Origin of the sequence: Streptomyces sp. NPDC001787, from assembly GCF_040297465.1 — a bacterium.
In the GTDB taxonomy this organism is placed as follows: Bacteria; Actinomycetota; Actinomycetes; order Streptomycetales; family Streptomycetaceae; genus Streptomyces.
Window position 1 is genome coordinate 1 of the sequence record NZ_JBEOZE010000013.1, and the last position, 21876, is coordinate 21876.

A 21876-nucleotide genomic window follows, 5' to 3' on the forward strand; every position below is an offset into this window, starting at 1 on the left:
GTTGATAGGCCAGATGTGGAAGCCCGGTAACGGGTGGAGCTGACTGGTACTAATAGGCCGAGGGCTTGTCCTCAGTTGCTCGCGTCCACTGTGTTAGTTCTGAAATAACGAACGGCCGTGTTGTTCCGGTGTTGGTTAATTTCATAGTGTTTCGGTGGTCATTGCGTTAGGGAAACGCCCGGTTACATTCCGAACCCGGAAGCTAAGCCTTTCAGCGCCGATGGTACTGCAGGGGGGACCCTGTGGGAGAGTAGGACGCCGCCGAACAATTTTTCCGGGAAAGCCCCGTGCCTTGTGGCACGGGGCTTTTCTGCGTTCACCACCAGGACGCCGATTTGCCCACCCCGGCTGGGTGGGCAATCTTCTGTCGCGACCGGGAGGCAGTGTTCAGAGTCGGCCGGCTGCCTTGAGCGCCAGATAGGCGTCGGCGAGCGCGGGGGCGAGGTTCTCGGGAGTGGCATCGACGACGGTGACGCCGTGGCGTTGAAGCTGTTCCGCCGTGCGGCGCCGCTCGGCCTGGGCCTGCGCGCCGGCAGCTGCCTCGTACACCGCGTCCACTGTGCCCCGGGCACGCGCCATCGTCTCGATCTGTGGGTCGGCGACAGCGGCGACCAGCACTGTGTGCCGCTGGGTGAGCTGAGGGAGGACCGGAAGCAAACCCTCTTCGATGGGGGCGGCATCCAGGGTGGTCAGGATGACGATCAGAGAGCGTCGGGGGGCGGCGGCCAGGGCGGCGGTGCTCAGTGCGCGGGTGTCCGTCTCGACGAGTTCCGGCTCCAGGGGAGCGAGGGCATTGACGACCTTCGCCAGGACGTCGCCCGTGTCGGTGCGGCCCTGGACACGTGCCCGGACACGGCGGTCATGGGCGAGCAGGTTCACTCGGTCGCCCGCGCGGGTGGCGAGAGCGGTGAGGAGCAGTGCCGCGTCCATCGCGGCATCGAGCCTGGGGATGTCGCCCACCCGGCCCGCTGAGGTTCGACCCGTGTCCAGGACGATGAGGATGTGGCGGTCCCGCTCCGGGCGCCAGGTACGAACCGCGACGGCCGACTGACGTGCCGTGGCCCGCCAGTCGATGGAGCGGGTGTCGTCGCCGGGCACATAGGCTCTCAGGCTGTCGAACTCCGTGCCCTCCCCACGCGTGAGGACGCTGGTGCGGCCGTCGAGTTCACGGAGTCGCGCGAGCCTGGACGGAAGATGCTTGCGGCTGGTGAACGGAGGCAGCACCCGGACTGTCCAGGGAACCTTGTGGTGTCCCTGGCGGGCGGCGAGGCCCAGCGGTCCGAGCGAGCGGACGGTGACGCGCTCGGACCGGCGGTCGCCACGGCGGGTCGGGCGGAGCAGGGTGCTGAGCCGACGTTGTTCGCCCGCGGGGACCGTGAAGGTGTGGCGGGACGCCGACCGGTCGGTGCCGGTGGGCCAGCTGCTGGGAGGCCAGGCGTCCCGGAGCTGGGCCCGCAGCCGACGCCGAGAGGTATTGGTTACGGTGAGTCGCACTTCTGCGGTTTTACCGAGTCGAACGGATGTATCACCGGATCGGGTGAAACGAAGCGTGCGCACTGGTGCTGCCAGGGCGTAGTCGCACAGAATTGCTAGAGAGAGCGGGGCGTTGACCGCGAGCATCCCTGTCCAGCTCGGAGCCAGGATGCCTACAGGGAGTGATCCCAGTGCGGCCAGCAGCGCGGCTCGTCCGGTGAGGGCCATGGTCATCGCCTCATCGGGGTACGGGGACGTGGGCGAGCACCGAGGTGATGACGGAGTCGGGGGTGACTCCCTCCATCTCCGCTTCGGGCCGCAGTTGGATGCGATGACGGAGCGTAGGGAGAGCCAGGGCCTTCACATCGTCCGGGATGACATAGTCCCGTCCGGTCAGCCAGGCCCAGGCGCGAGCGGTGGAGAGCAGTGCGGTGGCGCCTCGCGGGGAGACGCCGAGGGCGAGTGAAGGGGATTCGCGCGTGGCACGGCAGATATCGACGACATAGCCGGCGATCTCCGGGGAGACGGTGGTCCTGGCGACGGCTTCGCGGGCGGCTTCCAGATCGGCGGGGCCTGCGACCGGGCGTATGCCGGCCGCCTTCAGGTCGCGCGGGTCGAAGCCGTCGGCATGGCGGGTGAGGACATTGATCTCGTCCTGTCGCGACGGCAGCGGAACCGTCAGTTTGAGCAGAAAGCGGTCCAGTTGGGCCTCGGGGAGCGGGTACGTGCCCTCGTACTCGACGGGGTTCTGGGTCGCAGCGACCAGGAACGGGTCGGGTAGTGGGCGGGGGGTTCCGTCGACGGTGACCTGACGTTCTTCCATGGCTTCCAGGAGGGAGGCCTGAGTCTTGGGAGGGGTGCGGTTGATTTCGTCGGCGAGCAGCAGATTCGTGAACACCGGGCCGGGCTGGAAGGAGAACTCCGCCGTGCGGGCGTCGTAGACGAGGGAGCCCGTGACGTCGCTCGGCATCAGGTCGGGGGTGAACTGCACACGTTTGGTGTCGAGTTCGAGAGAGGCGGCGAGGGCCCGCACCAGGAGGGTCTTCGCCACACCGGGGACGCCTTCGAGGAGGACATGGCCTCGGCAGAGCAGCGCGACGACGAGTCCGGTGACCGCCGGGTCCTGGCCGACCACGGCCTTGGCGATCTCGGAGCGCAGGGCTTCCAGGGACGCGCGGGCGTTGTCGGAGAGCGCGGGTGCCGCGGGAGCCTCAGGGGTCCCGGTGGGCCTGGTGGGCTCGGGGGTCGGGGCGCTCATGAAGTGCGTACCTCTCTTTCGAGGGCGTCGAGTTGGTCGGCGAGAAGAACGAGTGAGGCGTCATCGGTGGGGGGCGGACCGAAGAGCAGGGTGCTGCGGTCGACGCTCGGGCCGGTGAGGCGCGCGGAGAGGGCGGGGAGCAGTACGTCGGGGGAGTGGGCGCCGTGGGAGGGCACACCGATGAAGGGGGCGACGCGGGTGCGCGTGGCAGATCGGAGCGAGGCGGCTGCCCGGTCCCGGGCGTTGGCCTTGCGGTAGAGGCGAGCGCGGCCTTCGGCGGACTCGGAGGCGCGAATGGCCACCGGGAGCCGCTCGGTGACCAGGGGGCCCAGTCGGCGGGCGCGCCAGACGGCGGCGAGTACGGCCGCGAGGGTGAGTTGCAGGGTTCCCCAGATCCAGCCGGAGGGGATCAGGTCGAGGAAGCTGCTCTCGCCCCCGGAGTCCTCGCTCCTGCCGCCGTCACCGGAGCGGTCGCCGCTGCCGGTCCGTCCGTCGCCCCGGGTCGCGGAGGGATCGGCCGGAGAGGGGAGGTACCAGACAACATGTGGACGGGAACCGAGGAGTCGCAGGGCGAGCGAGGCGTTGCCGTGCCGGGCGAGACGCTCGTTGTGGAGGAAGTCGGGGGAGCCGAGGAGGACGGTGTCGCCGCGGCCGGACGGCTTGAGGACGAGGAGTGCGGGGAGGCCGCCGCTCGGGTAGCAGGCGAGGGTGTCGAGGCCTTCCGCTGTGTAGCGGATGCCTCCCATGTCCGCGGTGCCCGCGCCTCGGGCGGCGGGGAAGGTGCATGCCGGTGCTCGTTCGGTCACCTTGCCGGGCGGTTCGGCGCGTACGCCGGGGGCCAGTTCGTCGACGGAGGCCGGGCCTGGGGCGATCAGTACGGTGCGCCCGGCGGAGGCGGCGGTCGTGGTACGGAGCCGGTGCTGTTGCCATGGGGTCAGCAGATTGGGGCGGGCGACCAGGAGCGTGGTGTCGGGGTCGGCCGCGGTCGTCGCCTCGTCGAGGGTGGTCGCGACGGTGACGGATATGCCGCGGTCCTTGAGGAGTTCGGCGATGGCGCGGCTGCCGAACGGGTCGGCGGAGCGGGGGTCGAGCCTGCCGTGGTGGTCGCCGGAGCGTACGGCGGCGAACGTGATTCCGCCGATGGCGAGGATGAGCACGGCGAGCAGCAGCCCTCGGGCGCGCTTCCAGACCTGGTGCGGAGTGGGGGAGGCCGAGGTGGGGGATGCGGTGGTGGTGGCCGCGGTCATCCGGTGGCTCCTCGGGCGGTACCGGACAACAGGGGCTTGGCGGCGTCGAGTTCGAGATCGAGGGTGCGCAGGGTCAGGTATGCCGGCTGGTCGGCCGTGCGGCCGCCGTATGTGACGTCGTCGAACGCTCTGGCGGCGGCTCGCAGGCGGGCGGCGTGCTCGGGAAGGGGGCGGCCCGCTTCTGCGGCGGCCTCGTCCGCGGTGCGGCCGGGGCGGGGGTCGAGCAGCGCTCGCTCCTCCAGGGACCGGACGACGGCCCGCATGCGTTCCTGCACGGCTTCGTTCCAGCGGAGGGCCGCCGCGTGGGTCTCGGCGGCGGTGCGGTGCTGGTCCGCGCTGCGGGTGCCGACGCTCTCGAAGAGGCCGTCGGCGGCGCGGGTGGAGCGTTGTGGTGTGCCCAGCCGCCACCACAGGGCGACGGCCAGGCCGATGACGGCCAGTACGAGCACGGCCAGCCCCACGGGGCCACCGGGCGCGTTGTCGGCGGCGGCGTCGAAGAGACCGCCGACCCAGTCCCAGAAGCGGTCGAGGCCGCGCTGGAGCAGGTTGGGGTCGTTCTCGTGGTACATCGGCTTGGACAGTTCGTGCTCGGCCGCTTCACGGGCAGGGACGCGCGGGGCGTCCACGGGTATGTCGTCCGCCCGGACGACGTGCCGTCCTGCCGTGGTGCCCCCCGCCCCCGACACAGCATCAGCTCCTGGGGGTGTCGGTGGCGTAGCCGGGCACGCCCGCGGCCCGTGCGAGATCGAGGTCGAGCGCCTCCCGGCGGATGCGCTGGTCCACGTAGAGGAGAGCCATCACACCCGCGGTGAAGGGGTAGGTGAGCGTCGAGACGATCACTTCGCCGATGCCCGTCACGATGAGGAAGGGCCAGCCGAAGCCGGCGGAGTCGGCGTTGAGGAGTTCATCGAGCCCGTTGCCGTCGGCGGAGAGTGCCACGACGCCGAACGGGATGCTGATGACCAGGGCCAGCATCAGGACGATGACGTAGGTGAGCGCCAGGATGCCGAAGGTGCGCCACCAGGCGCCCCGGACCAGCTTCGCCGACCGGCGCAGTGCGGTGGGGATGGACTGGCGTTCCAGCATCAGGGCCGGTGCGGCGAGGGTGAAGCGGACCATCAGCCAGAGGACCACGGCGCAGGCGGCGGCGAAGCCGAGGAGGGAGAGTGCCGCTCCCGCGCCGGAGCCCAGAAGTATTCCGGGAAGGATTCCCACGGCCATGATGGCGGCGCTCATCAGGGCGAGCAGCAGGGTGAGGCCGAGAAGCCGCAGGATCTGCGGGCGGGCCTCCGACCAGGCGTCGGAGAACGTCACGGGCCGGCCCAGCACGGAGCGGCTGATCACCACGGTGAGCACCGAGGTGATGAACAGCGTGGCGACCATCGTGATGAGTGTGGCCGGTCCGCTCGCGGTCAGCGTGGACTGCGCGGACTCGGTGGCCTGGCGGATGGCTTCGGCACCGGTGGCGTTCGGGTCGACGGACAGCGGTTTCGGCAGGAGGTAGCGCTGGATCAGGATGACCGCGGTCTGGGCGACCACGGAGACGGCGAGGCTGATGCCCAGCACGGTGCGCCAGTGGGTGCGCATCGTGGCCATGGCACCGTCGAGGATCTCGCCGACGCTCAGTGGCCGGAGCGGGATGACACCGGGCTTCGCCGCGGCGGGCGGCCCGCCCCACGCGGAGCCCGGCGGGCGGCCTCCCCAGCCGGGTGCGGGCGGGGGTGCCCCGGGGCCGTTGCCCGGGGTGCTCGGTGCGGACCACTGCCCGGGAGACGGCTGTGCGGGGGGTTCCTGTCCCGCTGGGCCGTTGTCTCCGTCCACGGGCCGGGAGGGTCGGGGGATGCCCGTCTCCTGGCCGTCGGAGGGGGCAGATCCGGGCGACGCCCAGCCCGGAGAGTCGTTCATTCTGGCTCCTTCACCGTCCTGTCCGCTCATGGGGGCGGCAGGTTGGCAGCCATCGTGCCACGCGTTGCTCCGGTGGGGACCAGGCGCTGTATCTCCTTCGTACCTTCATTTGTGGGCGGCTCACCGGGCAGACTGGGTGGATGGCTGATCAGGACGCGCAATCGCCGGCGGGCATCGAGCCCTCCGCGCTTCCCGTACTCCGCTGGGACGAGCCTCCGGGAGGTGCTGTTCTGGTGCTCCTCGACCAGACGCGGCTGCCCGCGGAGGAGGTCGGGCTGGTGTGCGCGGATGTGCCCGCGCTGGTGCGGGCGATCAGGACTCTGGCGGTGCGGGGGGCGCCGCTCCTGGGGATCGCCGGAGGCTACGGAGTGGCGCTGGCCGCCGCGCGGGGCCAGGACGTGGTGGAGGCCGCGGAGCTGCTGGAGCGGGCGCGGCCCACCGCTGTGAACCTCGGGTACGGGGTGCGGCGTACGGCGGGGGCGTACCGGGCGGCGGTCGCGAAGGGGGCCGGCCCCGAGGAGGCGGCCGCCGCGGCGCTCGCCGAGGCGAGGGCACTGCACCGCGAGGACGCGGAGGCCAGTGGGCGCATGGCACGGTACGGTCTTGCTCTCCTGGAGGAGTTGCTGCCGGGCGGGGGGCATCAGCTGCTGACCCACTGCAATACGGGGGCGCTGGTCTCCGGGGGTGAGGGGACGGCGTTCGCGGTGGCGCTGCGGGCCCATCGGGAGGGGCGGCTGAGGCGGCTCTGGGTGGATGAGACGCGTCCGCTGCTCCAGGGGGCCAGGCTGACCGCGTACGAGGCGGCGCGCCACGGGATGGCGTACAGCTTGCTCACGGACAACGCGGCGGGTTCGCTGTTCGCCGCGGGGGAGGTGGATGCCGTACTCATCGGGGCGGACCGCATCGCCGCCGACGGGTCGGTGGCCAACAAGGTGGGGAGCTATCCGCTGGCGGTGCTCGCGAAGTACCACCATGTGCCGTTCATCGTGGTGGCGCCGACCACGACCGTGGATCTGGACACGGTGGACGGTTCGTCGATCATCGTCGAGCAGCGTTCCGGGAGGGAAGTGACGGAGGTCACATCGTCTCGGGCGGCATCGGTCGACGGAGGAGGGGGTGGGCTGGTCGTGGCACCCCTGGGAACCGTGGCGTACAACCCGGCATTCGACATCACGCCGCCGGAACTGATCACGGCGATCGTCACGGAGGAGGGCGTCATTTCCCCGGTCACGGGGGTCGGACTGGCAGAGCTGTGTGCCAGGTCATCGCAGGTAACGATTAGCTAATGGGATGATGTCGATTATGAAGGGACGCGTCCTTGTCGTCGACGACGACACCGCACTGGCCGAGATGCTCGGGATTGTGCTGCGTGGAGAAGGTTTCGAGCCGTCGTTCGTAGCGGACGGCGACAAGGCACTTGCTGCATTTCGTGAGGCCAAACCGGACCTGGTTCTGCTGGATCTCATGCTGCCCGGACGGGACGGCATCGAGGTCTGCAGGCTGATCAGGGCCGAGTCAGGTGTGCCGATCGTCATGCTCACTGCCAAGAGCGACACCGTCGATGTGGTGGTGGGCCTGGAATCCGGGGCCGACGACTACATCGTCAAGCCGTTCAAACCGAAGGAGTTGGTTGCCCGGATCAGGGCACGTCTGAGGCGTTCCGAGGAGCCCGCGCCGGAACAGCTGACCATCGGTGACCTGGTCATCGATGTGGCTGGTCATTCGGTGAAGCGCGAGGGGCAGTCCATCGCCCTGACCCCGCTGGAGTTCGACCTGCTGGTCGCGCTCGCCCGCAAGCCGTGGCAGGTCTTCACCCGTGAGGTCCTGCTGGAGCAGGTGTGGGGCTACCGTCACGCCGCCGACACCCGTCTGGTGAATGTCCATGTCCAGCGTCTCCGCTCCAAGGTCGAGAAGGACCCGGAGCGGCCGGAGATCGTCGTGACCGTCCGCGGAGTCGGTTACAAGGCCGGACCGAGCTGACATGGCCCGAGGCAGCGCTGCTCCGAAGCCCGGGGAGCCGGGAGTCCGTGCGGGGCGGGCTGCCGGTCCGGGAGGGAAGAACTCCCGGACGGGCCGATTTCTGCGGGGCGGCCGGTTGCTCCAGGACCGGGCGCCCGGCAGTCCCGTACCGCGGCTGCTGATGCGGTGGGTGCGTCGCCCGCTGCTGCCCGCCGTACGGCTGTGGCGGCGCAACCTCCAGTTCCGCGTCGTCGCGGGCACGCTGCTGATGTCCCTCGGGGTGGTGCTGCTGCTCGGCTTCGTCGTGATCGGGCAGGTGCGCAACGGGCTGCTCGACGCCAAGGCCAAGGCAGCCCAGACCCAGGCCGCCGGTGGTTTCGCCGCGGCCCAGGAGAAGGCGAACGCTCCCCTGACCCCCGGCGGGCAGGGCGACGACGCCACCGACGGCATGACCGCCAACACCTCCTGGCGTACCGAGCTCGTCGACCAGCTCGCCAGCGGCGGCAAGAACGCCTTCAACGTGGTGGCCCTCAGCGCGGACTCCGCGACCGAGGGCGCGACCAGCCGTGCGCCGCGCGGCTCCGGCAGCGTGGAGGCGTCCAGCGTGCCGGACAGCCTGCGCAAGGCCGTGGGCGAGGGGCCGGGGGCGTTCCAGACCTACTCCCTGATCCGCTACTACGGCAAGGAGTCGCAGCCCGGACTCGTCGTCGGCAAGCGGCTCTACGACATCGACCACCATCCGTACGAGCTGTACTACCTCTTCCCGCTGACGCAGGAGGAGAAGTCCCTGACGCTGGTCAAGACGACCCTGGCGACCGCGGGACTGTTCGTGGTCGTGCTGCTCGGCGCCATCGCCTGGTTCGTGGTGCGGCAGGTCGTCACGCCGGTACGGATGGCCGCCGGCATCGTCGAGCGGCTCTCCGCCGGCCGGCTCCAGGAACGGATGAAGGTCACCGGTGAGGACGACATCGCCCGGCTCGGTGAGGCCTTCAACAAGATGGCGCAGAACCTCCAGCTGAAGATCCAGCAGTTGGAGGAGCTCTCCCGGATGCAGCGGCGGTTCGTCTCGGACGTCTCGCACGAGCTGCGGACCCCGCTGACGACCGTGCGCATGGCCGCCGATGTCATCCATGAGGCGCGCGCGGACTTCGACCCCGTCACCGCACGCTCCGCCGAACTGCTCGGGGACCAGCTCGACCGCTTCGAGTCGCTGCTCTCCGACCTGCTGGAGATCAGCAGGTTCGACGCGGGCGCGGCGGCCCTGGAGGCCGAGCCGATAGATCTGCGGTCGGTCGTACGGCGGGTCATCGGCGGAGCCGAGCCACTCGCCGAGCGCAAGGGCACCCGGATCAGGGTCGTCGGCGACGAGCAGCCGGTGATCGCCGAGGCCGACGCCCGGCGTGTCGAGCGCGTCCTGCGCAATCTCGTGGTCAACGCCGTCGAGCACGGTGAGGGCCGGGACGTCGTCGTGCGGATGGGCGCGGCACAGGGCGCCGTCGCCGTGGCGGTCCGGGACTACGGAGTGGGGCTCAAGCCCGGCGAGGCGACCCGGGTCTTCAACCGGTTCTGGCGCGCAGACCCGGCGCGGGCCCGGACGACCGGCGGTACGGGCCTGGGACTGTCGATCGCCGTCGAGGACGCCCGGCTGCACGGAGGCTGGCTGCAGGCCTGGGGCGAGCCGGGCGGCGGCTCGCAGTTCCGGCTGACGCTGCCGCGCACCGCGGACGAGCCACTGCGGGGTTCGCCGATACCACTGGAGCCGGAGGACTCGCGGCGCAACCGGGAGAGCCGCGAGCGCGCCGGTACGGCGCCGGTGACCGGCGGCGGACACCGGCTGGTGTCCGTACCGAGCCAGCCCGGTTCGACGGAGCGCCCGCCGCTGCCCGTGCCGGCTCGGGCCCCCGTGGCTCCGCGCCCGGCCCCGTCCTCCGTCCATCCGGCCGCGCTGCCCGGCAGCGGCGCACGCGTCGTGGCCCGCCCGGCCGGGGAGCGTCCGGGCGGCGGCGCCGATACCGAAGCGCGGGAACCCGACCAGGAGGACACGACACGTGGGCACTGACCGTCGTCTGGGCGGCCGAGGACGGGCGGTGCGCATGTCCGCGCTGCTCGGCTGCGGCATCGTGGTGCTGGCCGGCTGCGGATCGATGCCGGTCACCGGGGATGTGAAGGCCGTCGACGCCTCGCAGGCGGGCGACTCCCAGGTGCAGGTGTACGCGGTGCCGCCGAGGGAGGGCGCGGAGCCGAGCGAGGTGGTCGACGGGTTCCTGGAGTCGATGACCAGCGACGACCCGGACTTCCGGACGACCCGGCAGTACCTCACCAAGGAGGCGGGCCGTGCCTGGAGGCCGAGCCAGGGCACCACGGTGCTCGCCAAGGCCCCCAACCGGAGCGGGCCCTCGCTCCACGACAAGGAACGCAAGAACGCGGAGACCTCCTACACGCTGACCGGCGAGAAGGTGGCGGCGGTCGACGAACAGAGCTCCTACCAGCCGCTCGCGCCCACCGACTACTCCCAGACCCTGCACCTCGTCCGGGAGAACGGGGCGGACGGCAAGCCTGAGTGGCGCATCGACATCGTTCCCGACGGCCTGGTGCTCGGGCAGTCCGACTTCAAGCGGCTCTACCGCTCCGTCAACAAGTACTACTTCGCCACCGGTCTGACGGACGGGCAGTCCACCCTGGTCGCCGACCCCGTGTACGTACGGAACCGGACCGATCCGGTCACCCGGATGGACACGGCGACCCAGACGGTCCGGACCCTGCTGGACGGACCGACGGACTGGCTGCGCCCGGTGGCCGATTCCCGCTTCCCCACCGGTACGGCGCTGCAGAAGAGGGTCACCTCCCTGGCGCCCGACGACCAGAACGTCCTGAGGGTCCCGCTCAACGAGAAGGCCGACAAGGCCGGCCCGGCCACCTGCCGCATGATGGCCGCACAGGTCCTCTTCACCCTGCGGGATCTCACGTCCGCACGGGTCGAGCGGGTGGAGCTGGAGGGCGGCCGGGGCCGGCTGTGCTCGCTGAACTCCGACGAGGCGGAGAAGTTCGCCTCCGACAACGGCTCCGGTGCGCCCGACAGCCAGTACTTCGTCGACGGCGATGGCCGGGTGCTGCGGATCCCCGGGAATTCCAAGGGCAGCGGCGACCCGGAGCCGGTGACCGGGCCGCTCGGCACCGGAGCGGTGGTGATGAGCGCCGTCGGCGTGGCCCGTGACGAGCAGAGCGCCGCCGCGGTCTCGGCGAACCAGCAGAATCTGTATGTGTCCTCCACGGTCGCGGAGGGCGAACTGGCACCCCCCGTGGTGACCAGCAAGGCGAAGAAGGCCGCCGACCGGCTGTCGCCGCCGAGCTGGGACGGCCGGGGCGATCTGTGGGTCGCCGACCGGGACCCCGCGAACCGCAGGCTGCTGCGGCTGGCGAAGGGCGAGGGCAAGCCGCAGGAGGTGACCGTTCCGAATCTGGACGGCGGGCGGATCGAGGAGCTGCGGCTGTCGGCCGACGGTGTGCGGATCGCTCTTCTGCTGTCGAAGGACGGGCATACGACCCTGAAGATCGGCCGCGTCGAGCGGAGCGGGCCCGCGAACGCGCCGACGGTCTCGGTCGAGGATCTGCGACAGGCCGCACCGCAGCTCACGGACGTGACGGCGATTTCCTGGTCGGGCCGCAGCCGCCTCGTGGTGGTCGGCAAGGAGGAGGACGGCGTCCAGCAGGTGCGCTATGTGCAGGCGGACGGTTCCACCTCGTCCTCGGGTGTGCTGCCCGGGGTGAACCAGGTGCAGGCGGTCGCGGCGGCGGACGACGAACTGCTCCCCCTGATGGCGGAGACCGTGGGTGACGGAATCGTGAAGCTCTCGCCCGGCGACAACTGGCAGACGGTGCTCAAGGGAGGCACCTCGCTCGTCTACCCCGGCTGACCGGTGACCCGGCCGACCCGTGTCCCGGCCGCCGCTGACCCGGGCGGCCGGGAGGCGGGCGGGCACCCGGCCGGCAGGGTTTTCCACAGGGCTGGTCCGGGGTCCGTGCGCCCGGCACAGTTGACCCATGCGGGAATGGTGGCGGGAGATCACCGGCCTGGTCCTGCCGGTGGCCTGCGCCGGTTGCGGCCTGCCCCGTACGGAGCTGTGCCGGCCGTGCGCGGCGGCGCTGGACGGCGTGCCGCCGCGCCGGGTGCGTCCCTCGCCCGAGCCTCCCGGGCTGCCGGTGGTGCGGGCCGCCGCCCCGTACGAGAACGCGGTGCGCGCGGTGCTGCTGGCCCACAAGGAGCGCGGGGCACTGGGGCTTGCCGGAGCGCTCGGACGGGCTCTGGCGGGCGCCGTGAGGGCCGGGGAGGGCCGGCTGGGGGACGGGGGACCGCTGCTGCTGGTGCCCGTACCGTCGGCCCGGCGGTCCACCGGGGCGCGCGGCCATGATCCGGTGCGCCGGATCGCACTGGCGGCTGCCGGGGAGCTGCGGTGTGACGGGGCACCGGCCCGGGTGCTCGCGGTGCTGCGGCAGCGGCGTCCGGTGGCCGATCAGGCGGGGCTCGGGGCGCGGCAGCGGCAGGCGAACCTGGCGGGCGCGCTGGAGGTGGTGCCCGGTGGCGGTCGGCTCCTCGCGGGCGGCCGGGTGGTGCTGGTGGACGACCTGATGACGACGGGCGCGACCCTGGCGGAGGCGGCGCGGGCCGTTCATCGCGTACTCGATTCCCCACCCGCCTCCCCACCCGCCTCCCCGCGTGCCTTCCCACCTGCACTTCCGCGTGTCACCTCGGGTGCCGCGTCGCGTGCGATCGAGCCGGTCGTGACACGGGTAAGGACGGGCCCGGGGGCGCTGAGCGCGGCGGTTGTCTCAGCCTCTCCGTCGGCCTTCGAAATAAACTGGAACTGTTAGCAAACTTGCATCGTTGCAGGTGGTGAGAGGGTAAAAGGCACTGAACGGAGGTACGGGCGAGTAGCGGGTGCCGACATCGTGGTGGGCAGGCTATGTTCGGTTGTGAGGAATGGTGAATGCCAGACCTCGATGAATGCACCGCCAGGTTTCGGGCAGGCAACTCACCGGTAGTTCAGTGGCACGCAAGTCGGTGGGGTGGTGACCTCATCGACGGGTGAGGAGGAGGTGTACGTCACCCAGTCCGAGGCCCCGGAGATCACCGGGGCCTGGTGCAAAAGGGAGATGCTCCGCCGTCGCAGCGGAGCGATCCGGGAACGGAGTTCTGCGTGGACATCGTCGTCAAGGGCCGCAAGACCGAGGTGCCCGAGCGGTTCCGCAAGCACGTGGCCGAGAAGCTGAAGCTGGACAAGATCCAGAAGTTCGACGGCAAGGTGATCAGCCTCGACGTCGAGGTGTCCAAGGAGCCGAATCCCCGTCAGGCCGACCGTTCCGACCGGGTGGAGATCACTCTCCGCTCCCGCGGGCCGGTCATCCGGGCGGAAGCGGCAGCAGGCGACCCTTACGCAGCGCTTGACCTGGCCACCGGCAAGCTGGAGGCGCGGCTGCGCAAGCAGCACGACAAGCGCAACAGCCGCCGTGGCAGCGGCCGGCTGTCGGCCGCCGAGGTCGGCGAGGTCGTGCCGGGTGCCGCCTCGTTCAACGGGGACGGCGAGCTCACCGGCGAGGAATCGTCGCCTTCCGTGCCCACCACCAGGATCGGTTCGCTTGAGGTACAGGGCGAGGGACCGCTGGTGATGCGCGAGAAGACGCACGTCGCAGCACCGATGACGCTCGACCAGGCGCTCTACGAGATGGAGCTGGTCGGGCATGACTTCTACCTGTTCGTCGACTCGGAGAGCAAGGAACCCAGCGTCGTCTACCGGCGACACGCCTACGACTACGGTGTCATCCACCTGAGGACCGACCCGCTCGCCGCCGATGAGGCAGGCGGCGCGGGTGGCGCGCTCGGCGGCTGATGCCGCACCCCTCGTGGTGCCCCTGGAGCGTCTGTGCGCCCCCAGGGGCACCCGCGTGAGACCTCAGGATCACCGCTCCGGCGTCCGGACATGAAAGCATGGCTGTCCCAGGCCAATCGGTGTTCGGTGAACTGCCGTTGGCGGACCGTTCGAGACTTCAGGCCGTGGCTTTCAGGGGGAGGAACGATGGCGGACACCTTCGGGCCCGTGCGCGATGTGAGTGATGCCGGCGACGACACCGGCGCGCGTGCTGGTGCGGACATGGGCGGGAGTTCCCGCAAGGAGCCCATCCGGGTCCTCGTGGTCGATGACCACGCGCTGTTCCGCAGGGGTCTGGAGATCGTCCTCGCGCATGAGGAGGACATCCAGGTCGTCGGCGAGGCCGGTGACGGGGCGGAGGCCGTCGACAAGGCGGCGGACCTGCTGCCGGACATCGTGCTGATGGATGTGCGGATGCCTAAGCGGGGCGGTATCGAGGCCTGCACCTCGATCAAGGAGGTGGCCCCCAGCGCGAAGATCATCATGCTGACGATCAGCGACGAGGAGGCCGACCTCTACGACGCGATCAAGGCGGGTGCCACGGGCTATCTCCTCAAGGAGATCTCGACCGACGAGGTGGCCACGGCCATTCGCGCCGTCGCCGACGGGCAGTCCCAGATCAGTCCGTCGATGGCCTCCAAGCTCCTCACCGAGTTCAAATCGATGATCCAGCGCACCGACGAACGCAGACTCGTTCCGGCGCCCCGGCTCACCGAGCGTGAGCTCGAAGTCCTGAAACTCGTGGCGACGGGCATGAACAACCGGGATATCGCCAAGGAGCTGTTCATTTCCGAGAACACGGTGAAGAACCACGTCCGCAATATTCTGGAGAAGCTCCAGCTGCACTCCCGGATGGAAGCCGTGGTCTATGCCATGCGGGAGAAGATCCTGGAGATCAGGTAGGAGTCCCGCGAAGCCCCCGGCCGTCGGCGCGAACGACCGCTGCAGCCCGTGGAATGACCGTGGCACCCCGTGGACTGTCCGCGGCAGCCCGTGACATTTCCGCGGCCGTCAGCGGAATGCCCGCGACAGTGCCTGGGCGATTTCCGCCATGAGCGGTTCACGCAGCTCCGGGGCATCGACGCGGTCCAGCCGGACGGTGCTGCAGCCGACCCAGGACGCCGCCTCCACGAGTGCCTCCGCCATCGGCGCCACGGACTTGCGGCCCATCAGGGACACCTGCCGGGCGATCAGTGTGCTGCCCTCGCGTGCCGGGTCGACCCGGCCCTGCAGCTTCCCGCCCGCCAGCAACGGCATCGCGAAGTAGCCGTGGACCCGCTTGGGCTTGGGGACATACGCCTCCAGGCGGTGCGTGAAGCCGAAGATCCGCTCCGTACGCGCACGCTCCCAGACCAGGGAGTCGAACGGCGACAGCAGCGTCGTACGGTGTCGTCCGCGCGGCTCCGAGGCCAGTGCCTCCGGGTCCGCCCAGGCGGGCTTCGCCCAGCCCTCCACCGACACCGGGACCAGCCCCGAGTCCGCCACCACGGCGTCGAACTCCTCGCCCTTGAGCCGGTGGTAGTCCGCGATGTCCGCCCGGGTCCCGACCCCCAGCGACCGGCCCGCCAGCGCCACCAGACGGCGTCTGCACTCCGTATCGGTCAGGTCGTCGTGGAGCACGGCGTCCGGGATCGCCCGCTCGGCGAGGTCGTAGACCCGCTTCCAGCCGCGCCGCTCGGTGCACACCACCTCGCCGTACATCAGGGCCCGCTCCACCGCGACCTTCGAGGCGGACCAGTCCCACCACTCGCCGCCGTTCTTCGCGCCGCCCAGTTCGGTCGCCGTCAGCGGACCCTCGGCGCGCAGCTGCTTGATCACCGTGTCGTACGCGCCGTCCGGCAGGTCGTGGTGCCAGTGCGGACGGGAGCGGTAGGCGCGGCGGCGGAACGCGAAGTGCGGCCACTCCTCGACGGGCAGGATGCACGCGGCGTGCGACCAGTACTCGAAGGCCCGCCCGCCCGACCAGTACGCCTCCTCCACCGTGCGCCGGCCGACGGCGCCGAGCCGGGCGTACGGAATGAGCTCGTGCGAGCGGGCCAGGACCGAGATCGTGTCGAGCTGTACGGCCCCGAGATGGCGCAGCACGCCCGGCACCCCGGCCCGGCGGTCCGGAGCGCCGAGGAATCCCTGGGCGCGCAGCGCGATCCGGCGGGCCTGGTCGGCGGAGAGTTCGACTGCGGGGGGCGGCGTCGCGGGCGTCATGCGTCGACCCTAAGGGGCGGCACCGACAACCATCACGGGATCCGGTGTTCAGCCCCGTACCACCGGTTCGAGCCCGTGCGGTCAGCGGCCGGCGGTCGGCGGTCTCAGCGGCGGCGGCCTGCGGTCAGTGGTCGGCGGCCGGAGGCCTGCGGCCCGCCGGCAGGTACGGGTGGGTGCCGGGCAGGCCCAGGTCGCCGGGCAGCAGCGCGGCGATCCAGGCGTCGCGCCGTACACCCTTGTTCAGGAGCGCGGACCGCTGCTCGCACTCCATCCGGAATCCGGCCCGCAGCGCGGCGGCGCGGGAGGGGATGTTGCCGACCTCGGCCCGCCACTCCAGCCGGTCCGCCGCGAGGGAGGTGAACGCCCAGCGGGCCGAGCCGAGCACCGCCTCGGTCACATAGCCGAGCCTGCGGTGTTCCCGGGCGATCCAGAACCCGACCTCGTACGTGCCCGGCAGGTTGCGGCGGTCGATGCCGAGGGCGCCGACGAGCGCTCCGTCCTTCCGCAGGACCACCGCGAAGTTGTACATCGAGTCGTCCCGCCAGCCGGTCGGCGAGAGCGTCCCGGTGAAGAGCTCCGCGTCCGCGCGCCGGTAGGGGGAGGGGATGACCGTCCAGCGCTGGATGTCCGGGTCCTGGCAGGCGGCGTACACCCGGTCCGTGTCCCCGGGCCCGAAGGGTCGCAGCAGCAGGCGTTCCGTGGTGAGGGTGATCGGCTCCATGCGGCGATTCTGGTGAGCCGGCCCGCGCGACGCGAGCACTTTTGGGGCTTCCCGGCACCTTCCGTGCCTTCCGGCCGTTGTTCTGTGGGGGTGCTGCGAGGTCCACGCGACAGCAGCCCTCCCGACGCGGTGGGGTCCTCGCTTACGATGGCCGTTGCGGTGGGGCCCACCTGCCGTGCCCGCGCCAGAGTCCATTACACGACCCAGTGCCAGGCCCGACCGGCAAGGAGACCAGCCTCAGTGTCCGTCTTCAACAAGCTCATGCGTGCAGGCGAAGGCAAGATCCTGCGCAAACTGCACCGCATCGCGGACCAGGTCAGCTCCATCGAAGAGGACTTCGTCAACCTCTCCGACGCCGAGCTGCGGGCGCTCACCGACGAGTACAAGGAACGGTACGCGGACGGCGAGAGCCTGGACGACCTGCTTCCCGAAGCCTTCGCGACGGTCCGTGAGGCCGCCAAGCGTGTCCTCGGACAGCGCCACTACGACGTTCAGATGATGGGCGGAGCCGCCCTGCACCTCGGTTACGTGGCCGAGATGAAGACCGGTGAGGGCAAGACCCTCGTCGGCACCCTGCCCGCGTATCTCAACGCGCTCTCCGGCAAGGGTGTGCACCTGATCACGGTCAACGACTACCTGGCCGAGCGTGACTCCGAGATGATGGGCCGGGTGCACAAGTTCCTGGGCCTGGAGGTCGGCTGCATCATCGCCAACATGACCCCGGCGCAGCGACGTGAGCAGTACGCCTGCGACATCACGTACGGCACGAACAACGAGTTCGGCTTCGACTACCTCCGCGACAACATGGCCTGGTCGCAGGACGAGCTCGTCCAGCGCGGTCACAACTTCGCGATCGTCGACGAGGTCGACTCGATCCTCGTCGACGAGGCCCGTACGCCGCTGATCATCTCCGGCCCCGCCGACCAGGCCACCAAGTGGTACGGCGACTTCGCCAAGCTGGTCACGCGCCTCACCCGGGGCGAGGCGGGCAACCCGCTGAAGGGGATCGAGGAGACCGGCGACTACGAGGTCGACGAGAAGAAGCGGACCGTCGCCATCCATGAGCCCGGTGTCGCGAAGGTCGAGGACTGGCTCGGCATCGAGAACCTCTACGAGTCGGTGAACACGCCGCTCGTCGGGTATCTCAACAACGCCATCAAGGCCAAGGAACTCTTCAAGAAGGACAAGGACTACGTCGTCATCGACGGCGAAGTCATGATCGTCGACGAGCACACCGGCCGTATCCTCGCCGGCCGCCGCTACAACGAGGGCATGCACCAGGCGATCGAGGCGAAGGAAGGGGTGGACATCAAGGACGAGAACCAGACCCTCGCCACGATCACCCTGCAGAACTTCTTCCGCCTCTACGGCAAGCTCTCCGGCATGACCGGTACGGCGATGACCGAGGCCGCCGAGTTCCACCAGATCTACAAGCTGGGCGTCGTGCCGATCCCGACGAACCGGCCGATGGTCCGTGCCGACCAGTCCGACCTGATCTACCGCACCGAGGTCGCCAAGTTCGCCGCGGTCGTCGACGACATCGCCGAGAAGCACGAGAAGGGCCAGCCGATCCTGGTCGGCACCACCTCGGTCGAGAAGTCCGAGTACCTCTCGCAGCAGCTCTCCAAGCGCGGGGTGCAGCACGAGGTCCTCAACGCCAAGCAGCACGACCGGGAGGCGACGATCGTCGCCCAGGCCGGCCGCAAGGGCGCGGTCACCGTCGCCACGAACATGGCCGGCCGAGGCACCGACATCAAGCTCGGCGGCAACCCGGACGACCTCGCCGAGGCCGAGCTGCGCCAGCGCGGTCTCGACCCGGTCGAGCACGTCGAGGAGTGGGCCGCGGCGCTGCCCGCCGCCCTGGAGAAGGCCGAGCAGGCCGTGAAGGCGGAGTTCGAAGAGGTCAAGGACCTCGGCGGGCTCTACGTTCTGGGCACCGAGCGGCACGAGTCGCGCCGGATCGACAACCAGCTGCGCGGTCGTTCCGGCCGTCAGGGCGACCCGGGCGAGTCCCGCTTCTACCTGTCGCTGGGCGACGACCTGATGCGCCTGTTCAAGGCCCAGATGGTCGAGCGCGTCATGTCGATGGCCAATGTGCCCGACGATGTGCCGATCGAGAACAAGATGGTCACGCGGGCCATCGCGTCGGCGCAGTCGCAGGTCGAGCAGCAGAACTTCGAGACGCGCAAGAACGTCCTGAAGTACGACGAGGTGCTCAACCGGCAGCGCGAGGTCATCTACGGTGAGCGCCGCCGCGTCCTGGAGGGCGAGGACCTCCAGGACCAGATCCGTCACTTCATGGACGACACGATCGACGACTACATCCGGCAGGAGACCGCCGAGGGCTTCGCCGAGGAGTGGGACCTCGACCGGCTGTGGGGCGCCTTCAAGCAGCTCTACCCGGTGAAGGTCACCGTCGTGGAGCTGGAGGAGGCCGCCGGGGACCTGGCCGGTGTCACGGCGGAGTTCATCGCGGAGTCCGTCAAGGACGACATCCACGAGCAGTACGAGGAGCGTGAGAAGACGCTCGGCTCCGAGATCATGCGGGAGCTGGAGCGGCGCGTGGTGCTGTCCGTCCTGGACCGCAAGTGGCGCGAGCACCTCTACGAGATGGACTACCTCCAGGAGGGCATCGGCCTGCGGGCCATGGCGCAGAAGGACCCGCTGGTGGAGTACCAGCGCGAGGGCTTCGACATGTTCAACGCCATGATGGAAGGCATCAAGGAGGAGTCCGTCGGCTACCTGTTCAACCTGGAGGTCCAGGTCGAGCAGCAGGTCGAGGAGGTTCCGGTGCAGGACGGTGCCGAGCGGACCTCGCTCTCCAAGGAGGGCGCGCCCGCCGCGGCGGCCTCCCGTCCGGAGATCCGGGCCAAGGGCCTGGACGCTCCGCAGCGGCCGGACCGGCTGCACTTCTCCGCTCCCACGGTGGACGGGGAGGGCGGCGTCGTCGAGGGCGACTTCGCCAACGGTGACGGCGCGCGCTCCGAGGCGGACGGCATGACGCGTGCGGAGCGGCGCAAGGCGCAGAAGGGCGGCGGCACCGGAGGGCGTCGGCGCAAGAAGTAGCTCGGAGGGCCGGGCCGCCGGTACGGAAGCCCGTACGGCGGCCCGCGCCGCGTCTCCGCGCGGTACCGGGGCCGGACACCACAAGGTGTCCGGCCCCGGCCGTGTACGGGGGTGGCGCGGCGTGCGCGGTGCGGGGATCCGGTGCGGGGTGTGCGGCCCGCGGCCGTGGCGCGTGCTCAGTGGACGGCCCGGCTCGACCGGTCCAGTTCCACCGCCGCGCAGCGCCAGCGGAGGTCGGTGCCCTGTTCCAGGCGGAAGGCCATGGCCCTGACCCTGTCTCCCGCCGCGATGCTCGCGAACGCCTCGACGACGCCGGTCGCGGGCTGGGCGCCGTAGCAGCGGCGTACGACCGGGCGGCTGCCCCGGGCGGCCCTCAGCGGGGTGTCCGGGGCCAGCTCGGCCAGCTGGTCGTAGGCCTCGCCGATGGTGTGGCCGAGCATCCAGTGCACCGGGCGCTGGCCGCTGAGGACCGCGAGCAGCCGCTCCGCGAACCACTGGTGCGGGCGCGGTGGCTGCCGGGGCCGTTGCGGGGTCCGCTGCGGCGGTACGCGGCCGGGCCTGCGCTGGTCGCGTCGGCCGGTGGGCCGCCTGTTGTCCGTGCTCATGCTCATCGCCCCCGTGAACCCGGGCCCGGACGAATACCGGGCAGTAACTTCTGCTGGGGTCCTTCTACGGGGACGGTCGGCAGCACCGCAAGGGCCCCCGCGGCGGCGCCGCGCACCCGGTGGGTTCACCCATCAGTGGCACATGCCTTGGGCCGCAAGGCCCGTGACGGGGGTGACGCACTGTTACCGGTGGACGGGCGGGGCCGCTCACCGGAACCCGAAAGGGGACGTCCACGTATCCTGAAGGCGTTTCCGACTACGAAAGCGGCCTGCCATGCGCGTGTACGTCCCCCTGACCCTTTCCGGTCTCGCAGCGGCGCACCGGGCGGGCGAGGTCGGGCCCGGACCGCTGACCGCCTACGCGGTGACCCCCGGACTGCGTGAGTGGTACGTCTCCGACGACATCGAGGAGCTGGAGTACGCGGCGCTCAACCGGGCCGCCGCCGCTTCGCTCCGGATGATCGCGGGCAAGCCCGAGGAGACCCGCCGGCGGGTCGTCGTCGCCGTCGACGTACCGGACGGGCACGCCGTCGCCGACCCCGATCACAGCCTGGACGGGTCGTCCCTCGGTGAGGTGCGGATCGCCTCGGCCCTGGCGCTCGCCAAGGCGGCAGCGGTGCACGTGGACGCCGATGACGCCGAGAAGGACGTGGCCGCCGCCGCGGCGGCGCTGGGGGCGGCGGACCTCGGCGACGACGACGCGCAGTTCACCGTGGACGGTGCCGAGGACCATGAGCTGCTGTGGTTCGGCATCCAGGAGATTCCTCACCTCATCGCGTGAGTGTCGTACCGGGCGAGTACCGTTTTTCCGTATGGGGACACCGGGGAAGAACCGTTCGCATCTGGTCTGGGACTGGAACGGCACGCTGCTCGACGACATCCACGCCGTGATCCACGCGACGAACGCCGCGTTCGCCGAGGTCGAGCTGGAGCCGATCACGTCGGCGCAGTACCGCGAGATGTACTGCGTCCCGATACCCCGTTTCTACGAGCGGTTCCTGGGCCGGCCGCCCACCCGGGCCGAGTGGGAGCGGATGGACGGCAGCTTCCACCGCCACTACGCGGAGCGGCGGCCCGCCTGCGGCCTCACCGAGGGCGTCGAGGAGCTGCTCGCCCAGTGGCAGGGCGCGGGCCGCAGCCAGTCGCTGCTGAGCATGTACGGGCACGAGCAGCTGGTCCCCGTGGTGCGGGGGTACGGCATCGAGAGCCGCTTCGTCCGCGTCGACGGGCGCACGGGGCCGTCCGGCGGCAGCAAGGCGCAGCACATGGAGCGGCACTTCGCGGCGCTGGACGGGATATCCCCCGAGCACTCGGTCGTCATCGGGGACGCGGTTGACGACGCCGTGGCCGCGGCGCATGTCGGCGCGCGTGCGGTGCTCTACACCGGGGGATCGCACAGCCGGGGCAGCCTGGAGGCGGCGGGAGTGCCGGTGGTCGACAGCCTGGCGGAGGCCGTGGCGCTGGCCGAGGTGTTCACGGGCTGAGAGGAGCGCCGGACCGGGCGGCCCGCGCGGGC

The 21876-nt window shown here is 70.6% G+C and carries 18 protein-coding genes and 2 rRNA genes; 12 read left to right on the forward strand and 8 right to left on the reverse strand.

Annotation, left to right across the window (positions count from 1 at the left end; translation table 11 throughout):
- Both ABT170_RS19080 and rrf read left to right on the forward strand, forming a co-directional pair.
- Positions 1 to 73 (forward strand): 23S ribosomal RNA (locus ABT170_RS19080); the annotation flags it as partial.
- Positions 74 to 150: 77 nt separating this feature from the next.
- Positions 151 to 267, forward strand: a 5S ribosomal RNA gene (gene rrf / locus ABT170_RS19085).
- 120 nt (positions 268 to 387) lie between these two features.
- On the opposite strand, the gene ABT170_RS19090 is transcribed toward rrf, so the two are convergent.
- The 5 genes from ABT170_RS19090 to ABT170_RS19110 are packed head-to-tail and all read right to left on the reverse strand — an operon-like array spanning position 388 to position 5883.
- The gene (locus ABT170_RS19090; protein WP_351869019.1) at positions 388 to 1701 is read right to left on the reverse strand and encodes a DUF58 domain-containing protein; all 1314 of its coding nucleotides are present in this window, start codon (positions 1699 to 1701) and stop codon (positions 388 to 390) included.
- Between the two features lie 10 nt (positions 1702 to 1711).
- Complete coding sequence (locus ABT170_RS19095; protein WP_329944156.1) at positions 1712 to 2731, reverse strand: AAA family ATPase; 1020 nt, start codon at positions 2729 to 2731, stop codon at positions 1712 to 1714.
- Positions 2728 to 3978 carry a DUF4350 domain-containing protein gene (locus ABT170_RS19100; RefSeq protein ID WP_351868765.1) on the reverse strand — a complete coding sequence of 417 codons (1251 nt, stop codon included), beginning with the start codon at positions 3976 to 3978 and terminating at the stop codon, positions 2728 to 2730. The genes ABT170_RS19095 and ABT170_RS19100 overlap by 4 nt, the downstream gene beginning before the upstream one ends.
- Positions 3975 to 4664: a DUF4129 domain-containing protein gene (locus ABT170_RS19105; protein ID WP_329944158.1), complete on the reverse strand. Its 690-nt coding sequence runs from the start codon at positions 4662 to 4664 to the stop codon at positions 3975 to 3977. The genes ABT170_RS19100 and ABT170_RS19105 overlap by 4 nt, the downstream gene beginning before the upstream one ends.
- 4 nt (positions 4665 to 4668) lie before the next feature.
- Positions 4669 to 5883, reverse strand: coding sequence for a DUF7847 domain-containing protein (locus ABT170_RS19110; protein ID WP_329944159.1), 1215 nt, complete (start codon positions 5881 to 5883; stop codon positions 4669 to 4671).
- A gap of 140 nt (positions 5884 to 6023) precedes the next feature.
- Between ABT170_RS19110 and mtnA the strand changes: the two genes are divergently transcribed.
- The 7 genes from mtnA to ABT170_RS19145 all read left to right on the forward strand — a co-directional run bounded on the left by mtnA (position 6024) and on the right by ABT170_RS19145 (position 14669).
- Positions 6024 to 7169: an S-methyl-5-thioribose-1-phosphate isomerase gene (mtnA, locus tag ABT170_RS19115; RefSeq protein ID WP_351868769.1), complete on the forward strand. Its 1146-nt coding sequence runs from the start codon at positions 6024 to 6026 to the stop codon at positions 7167 to 7169.
- A 4-nt stretch (positions 7170 to 7173) separates the two neighbouring features.
- Positions 7174 to 7863 carry a two-component system response regulator MtrA gene (mtrA, locus tag ABT170_RS19120; RefSeq protein WP_007448372.1) on the forward strand — a complete coding sequence of 230 codons (690 nt, stop codon included), beginning with the start codon at positions 7174 to 7176 and terminating at the stop codon, positions 7861 to 7863.
- A 1-nt stretch (position 7864) separates the two neighbouring features.
- Positions 7865 to 9901, forward strand: coding sequence for an MtrAB system histidine kinase MtrB (gene mtrB, locus ABT170_RS19125; RefSeq protein ID WP_329944161.1), 2037 nt, complete (start codon positions 7865 to 7867; stop codon positions 9899 to 9901).
- A gap of 34 nt (positions 9902 to 9935) precedes the next feature.
- Entirely contained in the window at positions 9936 to 11756 is a 1821-nt protein-coding gene (locus ABT170_RS19130) for an LpqB family beta-propeller domain-containing protein (protein WP_351869021.1), read from the forward strand.
- 127 nt (positions 11757 to 11883) lie between these two features.
- Positions 11884 to 12711 (forward strand): ComF family protein, encoded by an 828-nt coding sequence (locus ABT170_RS19135; protein ID WP_351868773.1) that lies wholly within the window; start codon positions 11884 to 11886, stop codon positions 12709 to 12711.
- Positions 12712 to 13037: 326 nt separating this feature from the next.
- Positions 13038 to 13727 (forward strand): ribosome hibernation-promoting factor, HPF/YfiA family, encoded by a 690-nt coding sequence (gene hpf / locus ABT170_RS19140; RefSeq protein ID WP_329944163.1) that lies wholly within the window; start codon positions 13038 to 13040, stop codon positions 13725 to 13727.
- A gap of 186 nt (positions 13728 to 13913) precedes the next feature.
- Positions 13914 to 14669, forward strand: coding sequence for a response regulator (locus tag ABT170_RS19145; RefSeq protein ID WP_329944164.1), 756 nt, complete (start codon positions 13914 to 13916; stop codon positions 14667 to 14669).
- A gap of 108 nt (positions 14670 to 14777) precedes the next feature.
- On the opposite strand, the gene ABT170_RS19150 is transcribed toward ABT170_RS19145, so the two are convergent.
- Together ABT170_RS19150 and ABT170_RS19155 are read right to left on the reverse strand one after the other, a co-directional pair.
- The gene (locus ABT170_RS19150) at positions 14778 to 15968 is read right to left on the reverse strand and encodes a winged helix-turn-helix domain-containing protein (RefSeq protein WP_329944165.1); all 1191 of its coding nucleotides are present in this window, start codon (positions 15966 to 15968) and stop codon (positions 14778 to 14780) included.
- A 124-nt stretch (positions 15969 to 16092) separates the two neighbouring features.
- Entirely contained in the window at positions 16093 to 16689 is a 597-nt protein-coding gene (locus ABT170_RS19155) for a GNAT family N-acetyltransferase (protein ID WP_351868778.1), read from the reverse strand.
- A gap of 240 nt (positions 16690 to 16929) precedes the next feature.
- On the opposite strand from ABT170_RS19155, the gene secA reads away from it, so the two are divergent.
- Positions 16930 to 19755: a preprotein translocase subunit SecA gene (secA, locus tag ABT170_RS19160; protein ID WP_266931575.1), complete on the forward strand. Its 2826-nt coding sequence runs from the start codon at positions 16930 to 16932 to the stop codon at positions 19753 to 19755.
- Positions 19756 to 19931: 176 nt separating this feature from the next.
- Here the strand turns inward: secA and ABT170_RS19165 are convergent, their stop codons facing one another.
- On the reverse strand, positions 19932 to 20360 hold the full coding sequence (locus ABT170_RS19165) for an Rv3235 family protein (protein ID WP_266931574.1): 429 nt from the start codon (positions 20358 to 20360) through the stop codon (positions 19932 to 19934).
- 274 nt (positions 20361 to 20634) lie between these two features.
- On the opposite strand from ABT170_RS19165, the gene ABT170_RS19170 reads away from it, so the two are divergent.
- Entirely contained in the window at positions 20635 to 21141 is a 507-nt protein-coding gene (locus ABT170_RS19170) for a DUF6912 family protein (RefSeq protein WP_329944167.1), read from the forward strand.
- A 31-nt stretch (positions 21142 to 21172) separates the two neighbouring features.
- Positions 21173 to 21844 (forward strand): HAD family hydrolase, encoded by a 672-nt coding sequence (locus tag ABT170_RS19175; RefSeq protein WP_351868782.1) that lies wholly within the window; start codon positions 21173 to 21175, stop codon positions 21842 to 21844.
- Positions 21845 to 21876 lie beyond the last annotated feature (32 nt).

Coding starts and splice junctions, on each gene's coding strand:
- ABT170_RS19090 (WP_351869019.1), bottom strand. CDS start 1,701: ATGGCCCTCACCGGACGAGCCGCGCTGCTGGCCGCACTGGGATCACTC.
- ABT170_RS19095 (WP_329944156.1), bottom strand. CDS start 2,731: ATGAGCGCCCCGACCCCCGAGCCCACCAGGCCCACCGGGACCCCTGAG.
- ABT170_RS19100 (WP_351868765.1), bottom strand. CDS start 3,978: ATGACCGCGGCCACCACCACCGCATCCCCCACCTCGGCCTCCCCCACT.
- ABT170_RS19110 (WP_329944159.1), bottom strand. CDS start 5,883: ATGAACGACTCTCCGGGCTGGGCGTCGCCCGGATCTGCCCCCTCCGAC.
- mtnA (WP_351868769.1), top strand. CDS start 6,024: ATGGCTGATCAGGACGCGCAATCGCCGGCGGGCATCGAGCCCTCCGCG.
- mtrA (WP_007448372.1), top strand. CDS start 7,174: ATGATGTCGATTATGAAGGGACGCGTCCTTGTCGTCGACGACGACACC.
- mtrB (WP_329944161.1), top strand. CDS start 7,865: ATGGCCCGAGGCAGCGCTGCTCCGAAGCCCGGGGAGCCGGGAGTCCGT.
- ABT170_RS19130 (WP_351869021.1), top strand. CDS start 9,936: ATGTCCGCGCTGCTCGGCTGCGGCATCGTGGTGCTGGCCGGCTGCGGA.
- ABT170_RS19135 (WP_351868773.1), top strand. CDS start 11,884: ATGCGGGAATGGTGGCGGGAGATCACCGGCCTGGTCCTGCCGGTGGCC.
- ABT170_RS19145 (WP_329944164.1), top strand. CDS start 13,914: ATGGCGGACACCTTCGGGCCCGTGCGCGATGTGAGTGATGCCGGCGAC.
- ABT170_RS19150 (WP_329944165.1), bottom strand. CDS start 15,968: ATGACGCCCGCGACGCCGCCCCCCGCAGTCGAACTCTCCGCCGACCAG.
- ABT170_RS19155 (WP_351868778.1), bottom strand. CDS start 16,689: ATGGAGCCGATCACCCTCACCACGGAACGCCTGCTGCTGCGACCCTTC.
- ABT170_RS19165 (WP_266931574.1), bottom strand. CDS start 20,360: ATGAGCACGGACAACAGGCGGCCCACCGGCCGACGCGACCAGCGCAGG.
- ABT170_RS19170 (WP_329944167.1), top strand. CDS start 20,635: ATGCGCGTGTACGTCCCCCTGACCCTTTCCGGTCTCGCAGCGGCGCAC.
- ABT170_RS19175 (WP_351868782.1), top strand. CDS start 21,173: ATGGGGACACCGGGGAAGAACCGTTCGCATCTGGTCTGGGACTGGAAC.